Here is a 20,598-nt window from a genome sequence, read left to right on the forward strand (position 1 = left end):
ATATTTTTTATTTTTTTCAATTAAAATCAATAAAATTATATTATATCTATAAAATTTTATCTGATATATAGATAAAAAAGTTTAAATGTTTATTTTGCCCACTTTACCTAAAATTTATTTATAAAGAAAATCGATAGCTGTCATCAGAAAGAAAAATCATATAAATATAAAAATAACGTTGTTTTTCTGTGAACAACCAGTAAATAAAATTAAAACAATGGAAAGGAATAATTAGTAACGCTAGCAACATCTTAAATGTGGTTAGCATCACTAATTATTTATATTTTTATTGACAAATAACAAAGTTAGTTTGACTTAAGAATAACCAGATGACGCTGTTCATCCAACTCTGCAACTTGAAGAGAAATAGCTTTCTCAAGGACGATCCCTGCGGGCAATTGAGCCAACTCATCTTCCGGTAACACACCTTTCAGAGCATAAAAACGCCCTTCAAGCGGCTTAGGGAGATGATGGCACCAAGAGAGCATGTCTTGCAGAGATGCAAATGCACGGCTAATCACACCATCAAAAGGCGGTTCAGGGATAAACTCTTCAACCCGGCTTTGCACAGGTTCGATATTGGTTAAACCTAATTCATGCTGAACCTGACGTAAAAAACGAACGCGTTTTCCCAAACTGTCCAATAAGGTGAAATGGGAGTCTGGGCGCACAATCGCCAATGGGATGCCCGGCAAGCCAGGCCCTGTTCCCACATCAATAAACCGCGTTCCCTGAAGGAATGGACTAACAACAATGCTATCCATGATATGCCGAACCAACATCTGTTTTGGATCACGAACAGAAGTCAAATTGTAGGCCTTATTCCATTTGTTTAGCATATCAACGTAGGCAACAAGCTGCTGTTTCTGTTCCAACGATAACTCAATGCTGGTTGTCGCCAACAGCGATTCCAATTTGTTAAGCAAAATCTTTCCCCTTAGGCGCTACGACGTAATAAACCTTGTTTTTTCAACCATACCAGCAAAATAGAAATGGCTGCTGGTGTAATGCCTGAAATACGTGAAGCCTGACCAATAGAGCTTGGTTTATGGTCATTCAATTTTGCAATAACTTCGTTGGAAAGCCCGCTGACTTGCTGGTAATCCAGATCAACAGGCAGTGCGGTATTTTCATTACGCAGTTGTTTCTCGATCTCTTCCTGCTGACGAGCAATATAACCTTCGTATTTCACTTGGATCTCAACCTGATCTGCTGCTTGCGGCTCGGTGATCGCAGGAGCAAAACGCGGCAGGGATGTCAGCAATTGGTAATTCATTTCAGGGCGACGCAGTAAATCTTCACCATTGGCTTCTTTTGACAGTGGTGTTTTCAAGATCTGGTTGATATCACCCAAACTATCGGAGTGAGGATGTACCCAGATATTACGCAGGCGCTGACGTTCTTGTTCGATCATTTCAACTTTACGGGAATAATGTTCCCAACGGAGATCATCAACTAATCCTAGTTTACGGCCTTGTTCTGTCAAGCGAAGATCAGCGTTGTCTTCACGCAGCATCAAGCGGTATTCCGCGCGGGATGTAAACATACGGTAAGGTTCTTTAGTCCCCAGCGTACATAAATCATCAACCAGAACGCCGATATAAGCCTGATCACGACGTGGGAACCACCCTTCTTCACCGGTAGCATAGCGTGCAGCATTGAGGCCTGCCAGCAATCCCTGTGCTGCGGCTTCTTCGTATCCTGTGGTCCCGTTGATCTGGCCTGCAAAGAACAAACCGTGGATAAATTTACTTTCCAGCGTTTGTTTTAAATCGCGTGGATCGAAGAAGTCATATTCGATCGCGTAACCCGGACGAATGATACGAGCATTTTCCATGCCTTTCATTGAATGGACGATCTGCATCTGTACATCAAATGGCAGACTGGTTGAGATGCCGTTTGGATAGATTTCGTTACTGGTAAGCCCTTCTGGTTCCAGGAAGATCTGGTGAGCGTTACGATCTGCAAAACGCATGACTTTATCTTCGATGGAAGGACAGTAACGAGGGCCGATCCCTTCGATGATCCCTGCGTACATCGGGCTGCGATCCAAGTTGTTGCGGATCACTTCATGGGTTTTTTCATTGGTATGAGTGATATAGCATGGAATTTGTTGTGGATGTTGATCCACATTCCCCATGAATGAAAATACAGGGGTCGGATTATCACCTAATTGTTGTTCAAGCTGGCTGAAATCAATGGATCGCGCATCAATGCGAGGTGGCGTACCTGTTTTCAGGCGTGATACGCGTAAAGGCAGTTCACGCAGGCGGTGAGATAACGAGATCGCAGGAGGATCCCCGGCACGTCCGCCACTGTAGTTTTCCAGTCCGATGTGAATTTTTCCATCAAGGAAAGTTCCTACAGTCAGAACGACTGATTTAGCCTTGAATTTTAATCCCATACGAGTAACAACACCTGTAACAGTATCGTTCTCAACAATGAGATCTTCGACCGGTTGCTGGAAGATCATTAAGTTAGGCTGATTTTCCAACGCGGTTCTTACGGCTTGTCGGTAAAGTACCCGATCCGCTTGTGCCCGCGTTGCCCGAACAGCAGGGCCTTTGCTGGCATTGAGTGTTCTAAATTGAATACCTGCCTGATCTGTGGCTTTTGCCATTAGACCGCCAAGTGCATCGATCTCTTTTACCAGATGCCCTTTACCGATCCCACCAATGGCTGGATTACATGACATCTGGCCCAAAGTATCAATATTGTGAGTCAGTAATAAGGTTTGGCGCCCCATACGTGCGGCAGCCATTGCTGCTTCTGTACCGGCATGACCTCCGCCGATAATGATGACGTCAAAGTGCTCTGGATAAAACATGTTCGAACCTTCAATTGTGAGAATGCTTCATATGCATTGAGGAGAGGATTCTACTCAAGTTTGGACCTCAGACCAAGTAGGGAGAGATCATCATTATTTAAAATAAGATCTTTTTATTTAAAGATCTCTTTATTGGATCTTTTATTAGGATCGCGATCATCTGTGGATAAGTGGATTTTCCATATAAAGATCATGATGCTGTAAAGGATCATTTGCTGTGAATGATCCGTGATCCAAGTCAGTATAAGCTGGGATCTAAATGCCGAGTTATTCACAGGCACTTGATTGAAACTCGGTTATCAAATGGATAACTACGGGTTAACCCCTGCTTTTCAGATGACTTATCCACAGTTGATCGTTATATTTTTAATCAGATCAGAGTAACTTTGACCATTCTTTAACCCATTCTTCGGCTGGATCTTCAGGAATTTCATGTTGCAGGATGTCTATTTCCAGTCGATCCCCGATCCTTTTTGCTCCGAGATCCTCCAATAAGCGCTCAAGTGATCTTATGGCACCACAGAATGTGTCATATTCAGAACTGCCAATTCCGACAGCGCCGAATGTTACCTTGCTTAGATCAGGCTGTTGTAGAGTGATCATATCTGCCAGAGGTTGGAGATTTTCAGGTAAGTCCCCCGCTCCATGTGTTGAAGTAACTACAAGCCACAGTCCTTCAAGAGGAAGATCATCCAATGAAGGACCGTGAAGCATCTCTGTTGAAAACCCGTTATTTTCTAAGATCTCAGCCATATGTTCGGCAACGTATTCGGCGCTACCCATTGTGCTGCCGCTAATTAAGGTTATCGTGCTCATCATGATCCTTGCTAAATTAAAGAGCAACTATTGTACGCTGTGAGTCTATTGGGATCTACCTGTGGATAATGTGGTTAAAGACATTTCTGGTCTAAGGTTTGATTGTCCTTGTAATAGGGTTTTGCAAAGAGATCAACGTTTCTGTTGACTGGATTTCGTCAATCGTTTGGATCTTGTTGATAAGTACGTCCTGAAGGGCTTCGATAGATCGGCACATGACCTTAATGAAAATGCTGTAATGGCCTGTGGTGTAATAAACCTCAACAACTTCATCAAGCATATCGAGTTTTTTCAATGCTGCCGGATAATCTTTGGCGCTTTTTAATATAATGCCGATGAAGCAGCACACATCGAATCCCAGCTGCTTGGCACTGATATCAACCCGAGTACCCGTGATGATCCCTGATTGTTTCATTTTTTCTACGCGAACGTGGATGGTCCCCGGGCTAACTGCGAATTTTTTTGCTAATTCTGCATAAGGCGTACGTGCGTTTTCCATTAAAGCGTGAAGTATGTCACGGTCTAAATTATCGATCTGATAAATTTCTGCCATTTTTAATCCCCATTTTTAAATAATATTCATTTTTCTAGTGTAAAAATTATCGTTTATTAATCTTATACAATATTTTTATTATCAGATATTGAATTTGTACCTCATTTTGTTGCTTAATCTATATCAACAGGACACAGGGTCACTAAAAAATTTTGAGAACAGCATCATGAAAACATCCTTCATTGAAAAACAGCAGCAGATTAGTTTTGTGAAATCATACTTTTCCCGTCTGCTAGAGAAACAACTTGGTTTAATCGAAGTTCAGGGACCTATTCTGAGCCGCCTTGGTGACGGTACTCAGGACAACCTGTCCGGCCATGAAAAAGCAGTGCAAGTGAAAGTGAAAACTTTGCCAGATGCAACGTTTGAAGTGGTTCATTCTCTGGCGAAGTGGAAACGCAAAACATTAGGTCGCTTTGGTTTTCAAGCTGAACAAGGGTTATATACCCATATGAAGGCTCTGCGTCCTGATGAAGATCGCTTGACCCCTATCCATTCTGTTTTTGTTGATCAGTGGGATTGGGAGAAAACGATGGGTGAAGGTCAGCGTTCACTCGACTATTTAAAACAGACAGTAGGTAAAATCTACGAAGCAATAAAAGAAACACAACAAGCTGTAAGTAAGGAATTTGGTCTGGCACCGTTCCTGCCAGATCAAATTCACTTTATCCACAGCGAAGAGCTTCTGAAACGTTACCCTGATCTGGATGCTAAAGGTCGTGAGCGTGAGGCCGCTAAAGAGTTTGGTGCGATTTTCCTGATGGGAATTGGTGGCAAGCTGTCTGATGATCAAGCGCATGATGTCCGCGCACCGGATTACGACGATTGGACAACACCGAACAGTGATGGTTTCTTCGGCCTGAACGGTGACATTATTGTCTGGAACCCAGTTTTGCAGGATGCTTTTGAAATTTCTTCAATGGGCATTCGCGTTAATGCTGAAGCGTTGCAACGTCAGCTTGCTCTGACCAGTGATGAAGATCGCTTACAGTTGGATTGGCATCAGGCCCTGATCAAAGGTGATATGCCGCAGTCTATCGGGGGTGGTATTGGGCAATCTCGTTTGGTCATGCTGTTGCTGCAAATGGCGCACATTGGTCAGGTTCAGTGTGGGGTTTGGTCACCAGAAATTATCGAATCAGTTGAAGGTGTGCTCTAAGGTTTAATTCCGCCATCTTCGCCGTAAGCGGCTTGTGAGCCCGGTATCAAAACGCCAGATATGATCGAATATCCGCATGATACCGGGTTTTCCATAATGGGAAAGGGAGACTGCATGGAAGCGGTGTTGTTGATGCTGTTGCAGATTTTTTATCTGATGGATTAGAGTGTCTGGCAAACGTTGGGCAATGAAATCTGAAATGACAACAGTATCAGCATCTTTCCAGATATTTTCTTTCATTTTTTCAACTGTTGCATTCAGGCAGGATGCCAGATCGGTTCCCCCTTTGAACGTTTGTCCCAGAAAATGTACTGCTTGAGTGAGTCCATCCGGTGACGTCAAATCATAGTGAACGAGTTCTGTCGAGAACAACATGATATGACAATGACGGTTATCCGCCAGAGCAATTCGCATTAACGCCAGACAAAATGCCTTAGCACACTGTTCATTAAACCCCCCCATTGAACCTGAGGTATCGACGCAAACAATAAAGGGCCCTCGTGGTTGGGCTTCATTATGATGATGAGTAACGGGTTTTAATGCAGTTCTTTGCTGCCAGTTATCCCCTTGCAAGCGATAAGACAGCAGTTTCTTTTCCACCAGCCGTCGATAAAATTCATATTCCAGCTCTTTAATACCCAGCATGGCCATCTCAGCAGGTAACAACCTTAAGATGTCATCACTTTGTCGAATCCCGCTGACCTGCTCTGGCACAGTATCCGGCATTCTTTCAGTTTGGCTGAATGGTTCAAGAACATGGCTTTCTTCGGGAATGGATTTCGCAGTTTGGCTGCGGCCAAGCAATTGGGCCAGTTTTTCTAGCTCAGGTTGTTGCCTGAGAAAGTCAGCATAGAGGGTGAATAGCTGTACATTGTTTGAATTCAGATGAAGCTGGCTTTTACTCATATCCCATAATCGGCCAGCGGCGCGATCATTGTGATCAAATATTGGATCAAGATTACCGCTGAGAGTTAATTGTTTCTGGATCTCTGCCAGTAACTGTTCTTTCTCTTGTGCTAATAATGTCTTGTTAAATGTTGTTACTTGCAGGATCAAGCTGATTCGCCATCGCTGAAGAAACAGAATTTGCCCTGAGTGAGTATGTTCAGATAATGCCTTGAACAGTGAGCCGGCCTCATTGGCAAAAGGGGATGAAAGCTGTTGGAGTTTCTCTGTAATTTCAGGTAGCTGTTGATAAAACTCTGTCGTATTGGCTGCCTGTAAGTGTTGGTATAACTGAAATTCTTCGGCTAATCGGACTGGTATAAAAGCCTCTTTTATTCTTTGGCGTAATGTTTGCTTCCACGCGGGAAGATCTTTCAGCAATGCCTGTTTAAGTCTTGGATGTTTTTCAAAGAAAATAACTAACTGAGGAGTACTCAACAATATCAAAATGATCTCTTCGATCAGCTCCCCTTCATTGATAGAAAGCAGGAGATCGAGTGTGGTCAGCGTTAACATATGGCTACCCCATATTTGATCTCAATTGTTTTAGTCAATCCCACCCTGACCGGAGGTCTGGTGAGTTTCCCATTGTGGAGCATGTGCCGATGTTGCAGAAATAGTCATGTGCTTTGTAGCCAAAACTCGTAAAATTTAGTCTATATCTTCTATCTTCTTTGGTAAATATCATGAGTTATGGCAATACCTGGTGGGGTAAACAGTGGCTGAACGCTCTCACTAATATAGATTATGACAACCGATTGCCGCGTGGGCGAACTTACGCCAATAAAGGCGTGGTCAAGAATCTGACATTGAAGGAAGGCACTTTAAAGGCCAAGGTGCAGGGTTCCCGTCCATTACCTTATCAAGTTTTAATTCAAGTCCCCCCACTGACCCAGAAGAAAGTCGATCGCTTGCTTGACGCGTTAGTGGATGATCCTGGTGTGATTGCCCGTCTGCTCAATCGAGAATTGGATCCTTCAGTGTTAGCGCAGGCTAAACGCTTGGGTATTGCCATCTTTCCGTCCCAGTGGAAAGATTTAGTAATGAGATGTTCCTGCCCCGACTGGGCGGTGCCTTGTAAGCACTTGGCAGCAACGATTTACTTGATCAGTCGTCAAATCGACAGCAATCCTTTTCTGGTGTTCTCCCTGCGTGGTGTGGATCTGATTCAGCAGCTAAAAGAACGAGGGATTAATATTGAGCGCGAGGCGGTGGTCAATGTGCCGCGCTTGTCGGCCCTGTTAATTGAAGATGGAGCGCCGGCAGAGGCTACCCCGCCGGATCCGATGGCACTGGAAACGTTATCTTATGCTGACTTGCCATCGCTGTCTGAGCCGCTATTGGCGGTACTGCCAACGCAAACCGTTTTTTTCCCTGACGGCGATCTGCGCAAGGTGATGCAGAGAGTACTGGCGCGGGTGGCTAAGTTTGCCCGCAAGGTGTTGGATGGAAAAATTCTGATGGATATGCCTATGGTCACCTTGTTGGCTCCCCACCGTCCCCGTATCACGCTGAGTCGGGAGGGAGACGCCATCATCAGTGGTGTCAACGGCCTGTATACCATTGAAGAACTGGACACCGCACTGGCACAACTCACGCCGGCAGACTTGCCGGACAGGCAACCAGAGGTGGCCGCCCTGTTCCACCTGCGCATGATATCTTTACATCTGTTGGCTCACGGCGCGGTAGTGCCACAGGTGTTTTCTGTGGAGTCAGGTGTTCTGGGAGTGCGTTGGTTACCGGCCATGCTCGATAACCGGGTTGCTGAACAGATAGAGCTTCTGGCAAGAGGCCTGCCGCCGCAACTGGCCGTGTTGAGTCGGAATCAGGCTATTTCACCCATGATGCAGACCTGCGCGCTATGTGCGGTATTTCTCGGTTATTACCTACGAATGGGGTCGGAGTATGTCAGAGAGAAACCGCGCGACAATAAAATCTTGTCCCTGTTATTCAGCGGTGAACCGGAAAGTTTTGATGGTCCGGTGGAAAGTGCTATCGGCCCTGCCTTACAGACTTGGCTTGCACGCTATCATCTGGCCGAACGGGACTATTCTCCCGTGCTGAGCTTGGATGAGGGAGCGTTCGGCAATTTCGAGGTGGGGTTGGCTATTCAGCCCAAATCAGCCTTGTTGACACCACCGGTTCCGTTACACAGCGTGCTGACTGAGCAAGAGTGGGGTCAGGCGCGTTTCGGCATCTTGCAGACGGTTGTTCTGCTGGCCGAATTTTTCCCACCCCTTAATGACTACTTGAGACAGGGCGCACGTTCTCCTATTGTTCTGACGGCTGAACAACTGCCTGAGCTATTGTTCAACACACTACCTGCCATTCAGCTACTCGGCATTCGCACTTTGCTACCCAAGGCGCTGGAGCGATTGTTACGCCCTCGGTTGTCGATGAATGTATCCAGTCAGGCTCAGGGGCTGGGAAGCAACCAATTGAGAGTCGATGAGATCCTGACTTTCTATTGGCGGGTAGCTCTGGGTGAACATTATCTGACTCGTGCTGAGTTCGAGCAATTGGTTCAAGGCGCAACGGGCGTGGTGCGTTTCAAGGGAGAATATGTCTACCTCGACCCGGAAGAAATTGCGAGCTTGCAAGCCCAACTGGACCGCCCCTCTAAATTGTCGGGTACTGAACTGCTGCGCACTGCATTGGCTGGCGAATATGGAGGTACACCAGTAAAGCTTGACGACAACACGCTACAATTGCTGGCCGAGTTGAGGGAGTCGGGTGAAGTGCCCTTACCGTGCGACCTCTCCGCTACCTTGCGCCCATATCAACAACGCGGCTACGCTTGGATGTTACGCAATTTACAGGTAGGTTTTGGCAGCGTTATTGCTGATGATATGGGGCTTGGAAAAACGCTGCAAGTGATCGCTGCTCTGCTTAAGCTCAAACAGGACGGTGCTTTAGAGCAGTCTAAGGCACTGATAGTGGTTCCCACCAGTTTGCTGACCAATTGGCAGAGGGAAATAGCTCGCTTTGCGCCAACGATCAGCATCGGCGTATTTCATGGTAGCAAACGTGAATTGAGCTGCGAACGGCCGGATATTTTGCTGACTACCTACGGTATTGTTCGTAGTGCGGTGACTACGCTCAAGGCTATGTCCTGGCGGGTGCTGGTGGTGGATGAAGCTCAGAACATCAAGAACCCGTCAGCCGCGCAGACCAAAGCGCTCAAGTCCATCCCTGCTGCTGGCTATATCGCCATGAGTGGTACTCCCGTTGAAAACCGTCTGTCTGAGTACTGGAGCTTAATGGATTTCGTCAATCGTGGTTATCTGGGCACACTTAAACGTTTCGAGAAAGATTACACTACGCCGATCCAGATCAACCGCGATCGGCAGGTAGCGGAACGCTTCCAACGCATCACTGCTCCCTTTCTCCTGCGCCGCCTTAAGTCCGACCGCAACGTGATCAGCGACCTGCCTGACAAGGTTGAGAGTGATCAATACTGCACCTTGACGGCAGCACAAACCGCACTGTACGAATCGGTGGTGCGTGAAGGTCTGCTGACCCTTGAAGCCGAAGAAGATCAGTTCAAACGTCAGGGCTTGGTATTACAAATGATTCTGGCGTTAAAACAGATCTGCAACCATCCCGATCTGTACCTGAAACAACCTGCCAGCGATGCCGTGGCTTCCGGTAAGCTCGAACGCTTGTTCGATCTGCTCGACGATATATATGCCAGTCACGAGAAGACGCTCATTTTCACTCAGTTCCGTGAGATGGGGGAATTACTGGCCCACTGGTTGCGGCAGCGATACGGGCAGGCCCCGATGTTCCTGCATGGCGGCCTATCCCGCTCTAAACGTGACGAAATGGTAGAGAAATTTCAGACCGACCGTACTGAGCGGGTGTTTCTGTTATCCCTCAAAGCCGGAGGCACGGGTCTTAACCTAACTGCCGCCTCAAACGTGATTCACTTCGATTTATGGTGGAATCCCGCGGTAGAGGCGCAGGCCACTGACCGTGCGTATCGCATTGGTCAACAGCGTAATGTGCAGGTGCACCGTTTTATTACCAGTGCTACCTTTGAAGAACGCATTAACGAAATGATCCAGCGTAAACGTGAGCTATCCGATATGGTGGTGGGTAGTGGAGAGCAATGGATAGGCAATCTGGATACGCAAGCGCTTAGAGAACTGTTTGCGCTTGCTTGATGCATGACTTCATCCCAAGGGAGATGACATTTGACATTCTGTATAAGTCATAATGTCGCTCCCTTGCAGAAGATCCACATGATATTACTCCCCCATTTTTGATCTCAGCAGTTTCTGTTTTTCGGTTAATTGCAGGAAACTTTGTTCGATGCTGGCAAGCCAATGTTCTTCGATAAATAAACAGGATTGATGCTGATTAAACAGATAGCGTTGCTGTTGAATTTCATCGCTGATGGCTATTAGTTTTTCATTCCATTCGTTATTGTTTTTTTCTGAAGTGACTGATTTTTTCCCTGCTTGGCAGAGAACGGCGCTATTACGGCTGATATCTAGCACTTCAAGCTGATGCTTTTCGTTAACTTCTGTCGCAATGGCTTGTGGAAAACCAATACCATTTAAGCGGGCGGACAATTCCCCGGTGTTATTTTTTAGGGTATTTTCCAGTGATTTTTTGTCTATTTCGATGAAATTAACTTCGATATCATGCAAATGTAATGAAGGCTGTAAAAATAGCGTCAGTTTTTCATCCTGAATATGTTCAGAGAGTGAATAAAGGGTTTTACGGCCAAAAAGGGAGATTTTGGTGACTAATTGCAAAGGGGAATACGTATTTTTATCCTGACTGGATTGCACCCATTGCTGATATAACCCATCTATTTTTTGTGCCAGAGAATTCTGTTGATAGGCTTGCTCTGTCAACAAAGCATTCAGAAGTTGTGACAGAAGTTTTAAAGCATTCAAATCGTGCCACAGACAATCTTTTAATAACACTATATCTAGCGGGGAAATCTCGTTTCGTCCACTGAAAAGAGCACTGGCCCGCAATAAGCGGATGGATTTTTTCCAGCGGCGATCTGAAATGTCAGGAATATTTCCAGTAGCATTTATTTGCTGACGTAGTTGATAAATCAGCTCAAAAATATGGTCTGGTAACGATACATGGTTGATCTTGTCTTGCCACTGATGAAATTCATCATCCGTGATTTGAGTGTGAAGAGGAACAGGATTGTCATTTTCATTGTTCCGGTCAGTCAGTAAGGCCCGAAAATTTTTCTTTTCTTTAATTTTATCTAGCCAAATACGGATCAACATACGATCGTAGAGCGCTTCCAAACCGCTATCTGTATCAGGAAGTTCATTGGATGCGGTAACCAGCAAACGCATTGGCAATAGTTCTTCTTGAGTGCCATTTCTGAATTTCTTTTCATTGATTGCTGTTAGTAGCGTATTCAGAATAGCCGGGCCTGATTTCCAAATTTCATCCAAAAAAACAATCTCAGATTCAGGCAAATAGCCTTCGGTGAGGCGTTGATAACGTCCTTCGTCTTTGAGGGCTTGAATGGAAAGGGGGCCAAAGATTTCTTCTGGAGTGGAAAAACGGGTCATGAGGTATTCAAAAGCGCGTGCATTTTGAAATGCAAACTTGAGCCGACGGGCGATCAGGCTCTTAGCTATACCGGGGGGACCAAGGAGAAAAACGCTTTCTCCACATAAAGCGGCCAGTAAACAAAGACGAATGGCTTGTCGTCTTTCGTATAAGCCACTTTCCAGATACTGACATAACTGAGATATTTTCTCGACCAATTGCATATTATTTACACCATGGCTCGGATAATCACCTTCCTTTATTTATAGGTAAAATTCAATCTATGCAAAGATTTTAATGATGGATTATTAAACTTTAATGGTATATTTAAAAAAAACGATTAAGCCTAACTTATTCAATAAGTTAATTTTTTCTTCTATTTATCTCCGCCCTAAACGTTTTTATGATGATCACATTTTCGTATCATTCATGTTGTCTTTGATAGTTAGCTTTATATGATAGCGCTCTTAGCGAAACGTTTCGTTAAGAGACTTATAAAAATGAAAAAAGGCGTTTTATTACATTCTGATATTTCAGCCGTTATTTCTCGTTTGGGCCACACTGATCAGATTGTGATCAGTGATGCGGGGTTACCTATCCCGTCGTCTACCCAACGAATTGATTTAGCGCTAACCCAGGGAACACCCGATCTGTTATCTGTTTTTGATGTTGTTGTTCAGGAAGTACAAGTTGAAGCGGTCATTTTGGCCGCTGAAATTATTGAACACAATCCGCAAATACATGAGCAAATCATTAAGCGTATTGCTGATCTCGAAATACAACAGGGAAATGCAATTGCAATAAAGTATGTCAGTCATAGCATTCTGAAAGAGAAAACAGAGAAGAGCAAAGCGATTATCCGTACAGGAGAATGTTCTCCTTATGCCAATATCCTCCTTTGCTCTGGTGTAACTTTCTGAGGTTATTATGAAGCCATTACTGGAGTTAAAGGGGATTGATAAGGCTTTCCCTGGGGTAAAAGCATTGTCAGGAGCCGCATTGCGTGTTTATCCCGGGAAAGTGATGGCATTAGTCGGCGAAAACGGTGCCGGCAAATCCACGATGATGAAAGTCTTGACCGGTATTTATACAAAAGATGCTGGCACGATCCGCTATCTTGGGCAAGATGTGGCTTTCTCTGGCCCTAAATCCTCTCAGGAATCGGGTATTGGCATTATTCATCAAGAGCTAAACCTCATCCCCCAGCTAACGATTGCTGAAAACATCTTTTTGGGCCGTGAATTCGTCAATAAACTCGGCGTTATCAACTGGAAAAAAATGTATGAAGAAGCCGATCACTTGCTGAGGCGTCTAAATATTCGCTATAGCAGTCACCGGCTTGTTTCTGAATTGTCCATTGGTGAACAACAAATGGTAGAAATTGCCAAGGTGCTGAGTTTCCAATCCAAAGTCATCATTATGGATGAACCTACAGATGCCTTGACTGATACTGAAACTGAATCCTTGTTTCAGGTCATACGGGAACTGAAAGCGCAAGGATGTGGCATTGTCTATATTTCCCATCGCTTGAAAGAGCTTTTTAAAATTTGTGATGATGTGACGGTATTGCGCGATGGGCAATTTATTGGTGAACAGCCCATCAATGCTCTGAACGAAGAGCGATTGATCGAAATGATGGTGGGGCGCAAGCTTGGTGAGCAATATCCTCGCTTGGATCTACCGCGTGGTAAAAAGCGGTTAGAGATTAGAAACCTGTCTGGCTCTGGGATCAAAAATGTTAGTTTTTCCCTGTATAGCGGCGAGATTTTGGGAATATCTGGTTTGATGGGCGCAGGCCGAACTGAATTGATGAAGGTTATATATGGGGCATTGTCGAAAACTGAAGGTCAGATCTTGCTGGATGGAAAACCTCTAACTATCCGAAATCCACAAGAAGGGCTAGCCAACGGCATTGTCTATATCTCAGAAGATCGCAAGCGTGATGGATTAGTCTTAAGTATGTCTGTTAAAGAGAATATGTCCCTAACCTTTTTGCCTTTTTTCAGTAAAAATTTCTATCGTTTGCATCATTTGGCAGAAAAAAAATCCGTTGCTAATTTCATCAAGTTATTCAATATCAAAACCCCCTCTATGGAACAACCTATTAGTTTGCTTTCTGGTGGTAATCAACAAAAAGAGACTATTGCCCGTGGGTTGATGACTTGTCCAAAAGTCTTAATCCTTGATGAGCCAACCAGAGGCGTAGATGTTGGGGCGAAAAAAGAAATCTATCAGTTTATCAACCAATTTAAAAAAGAAGGCTTGAGCATTATTTTGGTTTCTTCTGAGATGCTTGAAGTGATGGGAATGAGTGACCGTATTCTGGTGATGCATGAAGGTAGTATCAGTGGGGAATTCAATGCGAATGGTGTTTCTCAGGAAGCGTTGATGGCCGCTGCCGTTGGCAAGCAGTTTATAGGTACACAATCTACCGACATATAATCTATCGACAAACAAAATACAGTGAATTAAAAGAGAATGGTCAAGGGAATAGATATGAATTCTAGTACAGAGCCAGCCTCCCGACGTTGGTTTACGAAAACATGGTTGATGGAACAAAAATCACTTATTGCGTTATTAACGCTGATTGCGGTTGTTTCTTTCCTTAGCCCCAACTTTTTCACATTGAATAACCTCTTTAATATCCTTCAGCAAACATCTGTTAATGCCATCATGGCTGTAGGAATGACATTGGTGATTTTGACTTCGGGGATTGACTTATCTGTCGGTTCTCTGTTGGCACTGACAGGAGCAATAGCAGCATCAATGGTAAGTAGTGATGTTAATGCATTAGTGGCTGTTGCCTGTGCATTGGCATTGGGAGCAGCTATTGGTGCGTGTACTGGCTTTATTGTTGCAAAAGGCAAAGTTCAGGCATTTATTGCAACATTGGTCATGATGTTGCTATTGCGTGGTATCACCCGTGTTTATACCGATGGTAGCCCGATCAATACAGGTTTTAGTGACAATGCGGATCTATTTGGCTGGTTCGGTATCGGCCGTCCATTGGGAGTACCGACTCCAGTCTGGATTATGCTGCTTACTTTTGTTGTTGCATGGTTCGTCCTCTACCATACGCGCCTTGGTCGTTATATTTACGCTTTAGGTGGAAACGAGCTTGCAACACGTTTATCAGGTATTAACGTTGATAAAATAAAAATAACCGTTTATTCCCTATGTGGTTTCTTGGCAGCATTGGCCAGCATTATCGAAGTTGCACGATTATCTTCTGCCCAACCGATGGCAGGGAGTGGTTATGAGTTAGATGCTATTGCTGCTGTTGTACTGGGAGGAACCAGTCTGGCAGGAGGTAGGGGACGGATTGTTGGCACGCTGATTGGTGCGCTGATTTTAGGCTTTCTGAATAATGGTTTGAATTTATTAGGTATTTCTTCCAATTACCAGATGATAGTCAAGGCAGTTGTTATTTTACTGGCAGTCTTGGTTGATAACAAAAGCAGTAAATAACCTCACCCTACAGGAAAAAATAAAATGAAAATGAAGAAGCTGGCAACCATTCTCTCCGCCATGGCATTGAGTGCCACTATAAGTGCTAATGCACTGGCGAAAGATAGCATCGCATTGGTTATTTCAACCTTGAATAACCCCTTCTTTGTCACAATGAAAGATAGCGCACAAAAAGAAGCTGATAAATTGGGATATAACCTGATTGTGCTTGATTCTCAGGATAATCCGGCAAAAGAATTGGCCAATGTACAGGATTTGACGGTTCGCGGCATAAAATTGATGTTAATCAACCCAACCGACTCGGATGCCGTTGGTAATGCAGTGATCGTGGCAAATAAGGCGAATATTCCGGTTATTACTCTTGACCGTTCAGCGTATAAGGGCAATGTTATCAGCTATATTGCTTCTGACAGCCGTTTAGGCGCCAAAATGGCAGCTGATTTTATCGCTAGAAAATTAGGTAATAATGTCAAGGTCATTCAATTAGAAGGTATTCCAGGAACTTCAGGAGCACGTGAACGTGGTGAAGGTTTTGGTCAGGCAGTCCAAAAGCACGAATTCAATATGTTAGCTAGTCAGCCCGCTGATTATGATCGCACAAAGGGGATGAATGTCATGCAAAACCTGCTGACAGCTCATCCGTCAGTACAAGCCGTTTTCGCCCAAAATGATGAAATGGCTCTTGGTGCATTGCGAGCGTTACAGGCAGCCGATAAAGAAGATGTGTTGGTTGTCGGATTTGATGGCACTGACGATGCTCTTAAGGCTGTACAGAGCGGTAAATTGGGAGCAACGATCGCACAGCGTCCGGATCAAATGGGTATCATCGGCGTTCAGACCGCAGACAAAGTGCTAAAAGGTGAAAAAGTTGATGCCATCATTCCGGTTGAACTGGAATTAGTTGTTAAGAAATAATCAACATTATTCATGCAGCCATTAGTTTTTATGGCTGCATTATTTTTACACAGGAATAAATGTAATGAGTATGGCAAAACTGGTTGTGATGGGTAGCATCAATGTAGATCACATATTGAATCTCAACTCTTTTCCCCAACCAGGGGAAACAGTGAGAGGAGAACAGTATAAGGTTGCCTTTGGAGGAAAGGGAGCAAACCAGGCCGTTGCTGCTGGTCGTTGTGGTGCTAACATTACATTTATTGCTTGCGTTGGCCAGGATGATGTTGGCATACGTGTTTGCCAACAGTTGGCGAAAGATAATATCAATACCTCCTCAATTGAGGTTATTGAAGGGGAAACAACGGGCGTTGCCCTGATTTTTGTCAATCGGCAGGGTGAAAATGTGATTGGCATTAATGCAGGGGCAAATGGGAGACTAATTCCTGATTATTTCCTTCGTCATGACCAAGTTGTCAAAGAAGCTGATGCATTGTTATTGCAGCTTGAAACTCCATTGGAAACAGTACAACTTGCTGCTGAAACGGCCAAGAAACATCATGCCAAAGTGATCTTGAATCCAGCACCAGCACAAAAAATCTCAGATCAGTTACTTTCGCTGGTGGATATTATCACGCCGAATGAAACCGAAGCAGAGTACTTGACTGGCATTGCCGTAAAAGATGACGTTGGAGCGGAGAAAGCTGCTCAGGCCTTACATGATAAAGGCATAGAAACGATCATTATCACATTGGGCAGTCGAGGTGTATGGCTGAGTGAAAAAGGTAAGGAAGGTAAAATTGTTCCCGGTTTTAAAGTAAAAGTGATCGACACAATTGCTGCTGGGGATACATTTAATGGCGCCTTGGTAACGGGATTGCTGGAAGGAAAAGAAATGTTGTCGGCGATCCGCTTTGCTCATGCTGCGGCTGCGATTGCAGTTACGCGTCAGGGAGCACAGCCTGCGGTTCCGTGGCGAAATGAAATTGATGCATTTCTATCTGAACAGGATTAACTGTGGCTACCATGAAGGACGTTGCCCGTCTTGCGGGTGTATCGACATCAACGGTTTCTCATGTGATTAATGGCAATCGTTATGTCAGTGAAAACGTGAAAAAGAAAGTCAATGCAGCGATTGAGGAATTGAATTATGCGCCGTCTGCTTTGGCAAGGAGCTTGAAAGTCAAGCAAACTAAAACCATTGGTATGTTGGTTACGACCAGTGATAACTCTTTTTATTCAGAAGTTGTCAGAAGTGTCGAAAGCAATTGTTACGAACGGGGATATAGTTTAATTCTGTGTAATACTGAGGGTAGTGTTACCCGTATGATTCGCAGTATGGAAACACTATTGCAAAAACGCGTCGATGGCCTTTTAATCATGAGTTCCGAACATAAATTGCTATCCAAAGACTTTCTATTGCGATATCCGCTAGTGCCAATGGTGACATTGGATTGGTCCCCTTTTGATGCTTCTAGTGATGTTATTAAAGATAACTCTCTGTTCGGAGGAGAATTAGCCACATCTTATCTGATTAATCGTGGGTTTCGCAAAATTGCCTGTATCGCAGGCTCACAGAATACATCTCTTTCCCGTCAGCGTCTGGCCGGATATCGAAAAGCAATGAGAGATGCTCGGCTTGAGATCCCCGATGGTTATGAAATCCACAGTGATTATGAATTTGCCGGAGGATTGTTATCAATGAAAAAACTCCTCCAATTACCTGAAATTCCCGAAGCGGTTTTTGCAGGAAATGATGCTATGGCGGTTGGTGCATATCAAGCCTTATATCAGGCGGGTCTTTCAGTACCGGATGATATTTCTATTATCGGATATGATGATATTGCAATAGCACCTTATCTCATTCCTCCGTTGACGACTATTCATCAGCCAAAAGATGAATTGGGCAAGCTGGCGATTGATAGCTTGCTGTATCGAATGGATCACCCGGAAAGCGAACCCAAGGAACTGGTTCTGACGCCAAAATTGATCGAACGCAGTTCCGTTGCCAGCCGTTAATGGCCTCATTTCTTAATTAAATTATTGCCATCTTCTTTATTCAGTAACAGGAATACAGTAGAAGAAATCAAGGTAATAATACCCATCGTAATCAAGGTATAGTGGAAATGGCTCACAGTTGAGCCATATTCCATTGACTCATAAAACCGAAGAACTGCGGCACTGATGGTTACCCCAAAACTGATGGATAACTGTTGAGTGACTGCTAGCAGACTATTACCAGCACTTGTATTGTTATCACTTAGATCACCAAGAGTAATCGTATTCATTGCTGTGAACTGTGTAGACATCGCCATTCCCAATATAAATAGAGGGATTATAAAAAATGCGATAGATATTTCCGGTGTCTGTAGGGAAAACTGTGAAATCATTACACCAATAATAATCGTGGCCCAGATAAGCGTACTTCGATATCCAAATTTAGTCAGTATCTTGGTAACAAATGATTTGGCGAAGATAGAACCAATAGCATTCGGGGCCATAATGATTCCGGCAATCACCGCTGAGTACCCAAACCCGACTTGTAGCATCAACGGAATGATAAATGAGAGCGAACCTGTACTTAAACGAGTCACAATATTGCTGGCGATACCGATTGAAAATGTGTGTGTTTGAAACAGTCGGAGGTCGATAAGGGGATCTGGATGCCTTTTGGCGTGGAAAATATACCCTAACAGCATAATGACACCGCTAGCTAACAATGCCACAGGAATATAGCCAGCGAATGAATTGTTACCAAACAAATCAAAGCTGACTGAAATCATCACCAATCCCATACTAAACAGTATGAATCCCAGAAAATCGAAAGGACATTTTGGCATGGTCAAATTAGGCATGTGCTTGATGGCATAGATAATGCCTAAAAAACCGATGGGTATATTAATGATGAAAATCCAATGCCATGTGGCATAAGTGACTAACAGGCCACCGAACATTGGGCCTAAAATCGGCCCCAGTAACCCTGGCATGGTAACAAAACTCAAAATAGGTAACAGTTCACTGCGTGGATATGTTCGCAATAACGCCAGACGCGCAACAGGCATCATCATGGCCCCACCTATCCCTTGAATCACCCGGGAAATGACTAATAAAGAGAGATTGTGGGACAAAGCACAAGCGAGTGAACCTAATGAAAAGAAAAAAACGGCATAAATGAACACTCGTTGAGTGCCAAATCTATCAGCTAACCAACCGCTGACGGGTATCAACATCGCCACAGTTAAAGTATAACTAACAACGGCAGGTTGCATTGCTAGTGGAGAATGATTGAGGCTCTTAGCAATTGCCGGTAGTGCGGTGTTAAGAATTGTGGCATCCAAAGACTGCATAAAAAAAGCCATGGCTGCAACCCAAGGCAAGCCCGACATATTGCGTGCGGATTTAACCATCAGAGATCCCGTTTTATTCTGTAGTGATCGATAATTAGTCAATACAAGATATTTTAATACATTAAACTATTCGCTGGTTATTAATAACCTGTGGCATTCCGCTAAAGCTAGTTGGCTGTCGCCGTGGATAATTGCATCAACAATCGCTTTATGTGCTTCTAGGCGGAAGGCTTTGCCTGAAATGATTTTTTCAAAGTAGTGTTGGTATACGGGTTGCAACAAATTAACAAAAGAGCCAATAAATACATCTCCTTGATTAAGGAGGACATGATTTGTTTTTGGATATGGGATGCGTTGATGGCCGCATAAAAGCAGGCTTGTGGCTCTATAATCAGACGCAATTGTTGGAAGTGTGTCATGACCTCATTAATATTAGAGGGAGTTATCCACCACCTTAACAAATCTTGATCAAGAAAGTTCCAGTGACTGGCAGGCATAATGTGTGTACCGACTCTGGGTCGAGATAACAACATTCCTTTAGCGATTAAAATCTTTATTGCTTCCCGTACGGCTGTCCGGCTGACATCAAAGAGTTTGGTCAATTCCATTTCGCCAGGTAGAAGACTTCCAGCGGTATACTCACCAGAAAGAATTTGCTGGCCTATTTGTTCAGCCAAAAGATAGGACAGATTCTTTTTTTCCGTATTTTTCTGTTCTTTTAACTGCATGGATGCCATCCCTCCCCCTTTATTCAATTCGTTATCCTACTGCATATATTTAATAATTGTTGTCTATTTCATCAGTTTTAGGGCGAAAAAAGAACAAAAACGTCAAATTTGTTGAAAAAAAAAACGAACGGAAAAAAAATTCAAAAAAACTATTGTCAGCGCCGGAAAACTCCCTATAATGCGCCACCACTGACCGACGCTGAGCTGAGACACGCCGCCGAGGGAAGTCGGAGAAAAGCGAAAATAAACGCTTGACTCCGGAGGCGAAAAGCGTAAGATACGCAGCCTCGCAACCGGGCAGAGAACTGCCGGTTGCCAACGCTCTTTAA

The 20,598-nt window shown here is 44.2% G+C and carries 16 protein-coding genes and 1 pseudogene; 8 read left to right on the top strand and 9 right to left on the bottom strand.

Annotated features, from left to right (window positions below):
• Positions 1-305: 305 nt before the first annotated feature.
• From rsmG to asnC, 4 genes are all read right to left on the bottom strand, one after another.
• The gene (gene rsmG, locus AB204_RS17075; RefSeq protein WP_047964583.1) at positions 306-926 is read right to left on the bottom strand and encodes a 16S rRNA (guanine(527)-N(7))-methyltransferase RsmG; all 621 of its coding nucleotides are present in this window, start codon (positions 924-926) and stop codon (positions 306-308) included.
• 11 nt (positions 927-937) lie between these two features.
• A complete protein-coding gene (gene mnmG, locus AB204_RS17080; RefSeq protein ID WP_047964584.1) occupies positions 938-2,827 on the bottom strand; it encodes a tRNA uridine-5-carboxymethylaminomethyl(34) synthesis enzyme MnmG in 1,890 nt (629 codons plus the stop codon).
• A 375-nt stretch (positions 2,828-3,202) separates the two neighbouring features.
• Positions 3,203-3,643 carry an FMN-binding protein MioC gene (gene mioC / locus AB204_RS17085; RefSeq protein ID WP_047964585.1) on the bottom strand — a complete coding sequence of 147 codons (441 nt, stop codon included), beginning with the start codon at positions 3,641-3,643 and terminating at the stop codon, positions 3,203-3,205.
• A 91-nt stretch (positions 3,644-3,734) separates the two neighbouring features.
• Positions 3,735-4,196, bottom strand: a complete 462-nt coding sequence (gene asnC / locus AB204_RS17090; protein ID WP_047964586.1) for a transcriptional regulator AsnC — start codon at positions 4,194-4,196, stop codon at positions 3,735-3,737.
• Positions 4,197-4,362: 166 nt separating this feature from the next.
• Here asnC and asnA point away from each other — a divergent pair, with 166 nt between their 5' ends.
• Positions 4,363-5,355: an aspartate--ammonia ligase gene (asnA, locus tag AB204_RS17095; protein WP_047964587.1), complete on the top strand. Its 993-nt coding sequence runs from the start codon at positions 4,363-4,365 to the stop codon at positions 5,353-5,355.
• A gap of 3 nt (positions 5,356-5,358) precedes the next feature.
• Here the strand turns inward: asnA and viaA are convergent, their stop codons facing one another.
• A complete protein-coding gene (viaA, locus tag AB204_RS17100) occupies positions 5,359-6,816 on the bottom strand; it encodes an ATPase RavA stimulator ViaA (protein ID WP_047964588.1) in 1,458 nt (485 codons plus the stop codon).
• 158 nt (positions 6,817-6,974) lie between these two features.
• On the opposite strand from viaA, the gene AB204_RS17105 reads away from it, so the two are divergent.
• Positions 6,975-10,466 carry a DEAD/DEAH box helicase gene (locus tag AB204_RS17105; RefSeq protein ID WP_235428123.1) on the top strand — a complete coding sequence of 1,164 codons (3,492 nt, stop codon included), beginning with the start codon at positions 6,975-6,977 and terminating at the stop codon, positions 10,464-10,466.
• A gap of 84 nt (positions 10,467-10,550) precedes the next feature.
• Here the strand turns inward: AB204_RS17105 and ravA are convergent, their stop codons facing one another.
• Entirely contained in the window at positions 10,551-12,056 is a 1,506-nt protein-coding gene (gene ravA / locus AB204_RS17110; protein WP_047964590.1) for an ATPase RavA, read from the bottom strand.
• A 276-nt stretch (positions 12,057-12,332) separates the two neighbouring features.
• On the opposite strand from ravA, the gene rbsD reads away from it, so the two are divergent.
• From rbsD to rbsR, 6 genes are all read left to right on the top strand, one after another.
• Positions 12,333-12,752 (top strand): D-ribose pyranase, encoded by a 420-nt coding sequence (gene rbsD, locus AB204_RS17115; protein WP_047964591.1) that lies wholly within the window; start codon positions 12,333-12,335, stop codon positions 12,750-12,752.
• Between the two features lie 7 nt (positions 12,753-12,759).
• Positions 12,760-14,274, top strand: coding sequence for a ribose ABC transporter ATP-binding protein RbsA (gene rbsA / locus AB204_RS17120; RefSeq protein WP_047964592.1), 1,515 nt, complete (start codon positions 12,760-12,762; stop codon positions 14,272-14,274).
• A 54-nt stretch (positions 14,275-14,328) separates the two neighbouring features.
• Entirely contained in the window at positions 14,329-15,300 is a 972-nt protein-coding gene (rbsC, locus tag AB204_RS17125) for a ribose ABC transporter permease (protein WP_047964593.1), read from the top strand.
• Between the two features lie 24 nt (positions 15,301-15,324).
• Positions 15,325-16,215: a ribose ABC transporter substrate-binding protein RbsB gene (gene rbsB / locus AB204_RS17130; RefSeq protein ID WP_047964594.1), complete on the top strand. Its 891-nt coding sequence runs from the start codon at positions 15,325-15,327 to the stop codon at positions 16,213-16,215.
• A gap of 64 nt (positions 16,216-16,279) precedes the next feature.
• The gene (rbsK, locus tag AB204_RS17135) at positions 16,280-17,209 is read left to right on the top strand and encodes a ribokinase (RefSeq protein ID WP_047964595.1); all 930 of its coding nucleotides are present in this window, start codon (positions 16,280-16,282) and stop codon (positions 17,207-17,209) included.
• A gap of 2 nt (positions 17,210-17,211) precedes the next feature.
• A complete protein-coding gene (gene rbsR / locus AB204_RS17140) occupies positions 17,212-18,213 on the top strand; it encodes a ribose operon transcriptional repressor RbsR (RefSeq protein WP_047964596.1) in 1,002 nt (333 codons plus the stop codon).
• Between the two features lie 5 nt (positions 18,214-18,218).
• Here the strand turns inward: rbsR and AB204_RS17145 are convergent, their stop codons facing one another.
• The 3 genes and pseudogenes from AB204_RS17145 to AB204_RS23605 form a co-directional block, all read right to left on the bottom strand.
• Positions 18,219-19,601 (bottom strand): DHA2 family efflux MFS transporter permease subunit, encoded by a 1,383-nt coding sequence (locus tag AB204_RS17145; RefSeq protein ID WP_047964597.1) that lies wholly within the window; start codon positions 19,599-19,601, stop codon positions 18,219-18,221.
• Between the two features lie 66 nt (positions 19,602-19,667).
• A pseudogene (locus tag AB204_RS17150) lies at positions 19,668-20,269 on the bottom strand (FadR/GntR family transcriptional regulator).
• 102 nt (positions 20,270-20,371) lie between these two features.
• The coding region (locus tag AB204_RS23605; protein WP_235428124.1) for a hypothetical protein at positions 20,372-20,598 on the bottom strand (227 nt) is incomplete at its 5' end.

Origin of the sequence: Xenorhabdus khoisanae (genome assembly GCF_001037465.1) — a bacterium.
GTDB classification, from domain to species: Bacteria; Pseudomonadota; Gammaproteobacteria; order Enterobacterales; family Enterobacteriaceae; genus Xenorhabdus; species Xenorhabdus khoisanae.

Coding starts and splice junctions, on each gene's coding strand:
- rbsK (WP_047964595.1), top strand. CDS start 16,280: ATGAGTATGGCAAAACTGGTTGTGATGGGTAGCATCAATGTAGATCAC.
- asnC (WP_047964586.1), bottom strand. CDS start 4,196: ATGGCAGAAATTTATCAGATCGATAATTTAGACCGTGACATACTTCAC.
- rbsB (WP_047964594.1), top strand. CDS start 15,325: ATGAAAATGAAGAAGCTGGCAACCATTCTCTCCGCCATGGCATTGAGT.
- rbsD (WP_047964591.1), top strand. CDS start 12,333: ATGAAAAAAGGCGTTTTATTACATTCTGATATTTCAGCCGTTATTTCT.
- mioC (WP_047964585.1), bottom strand. CDS start 3,643: ATGAGCACGATAACCTTAATTAGCGGCAGCACAATGGGTAGCGCCGAA.
- rbsA (WP_047964592.1), top strand. CDS start 12,760: ATGAAGCCATTACTGGAGTTAAAGGGGATTGATAAGGCTTTCCCTGGG.
- rbsC (WP_047964593.1), top strand. CDS start 14,329: ATGAATTCTAGTACAGAGCCAGCCTCCCGACGTTGGTTTACGAAAACA.
- ravA (WP_047964590.1), bottom strand. CDS start 12,056: ATGCAATTGGTCGAGAAAATATCTCAGTTATGTCAGTATCTGGAAAGT.
- mnmG (WP_047964584.1), bottom strand. CDS start 2,827: ATGTTTTATCCAGAGCACTTTGACGTCATCATTATCGGCGGAGGTCAT.
- AB204_RS17145 (WP_047964597.1), bottom strand. CDS start 19,601: ATGGTTAAATCCGCACGCAATATGTCGGGCTTGCCTTGGGTTGCAGCC.
- asnA (WP_047964587.1), top strand. CDS start 4,363: ATGAAAACATCCTTCATTGAAAAACAGCAGCAGATTAGTTTTGTGAAA.
- viaA (WP_047964588.1), bottom strand. CDS start 6,816: ATGTTAACGCTGACCACACTCGATCTCCTGCTTTCTATCAATGAAGGG.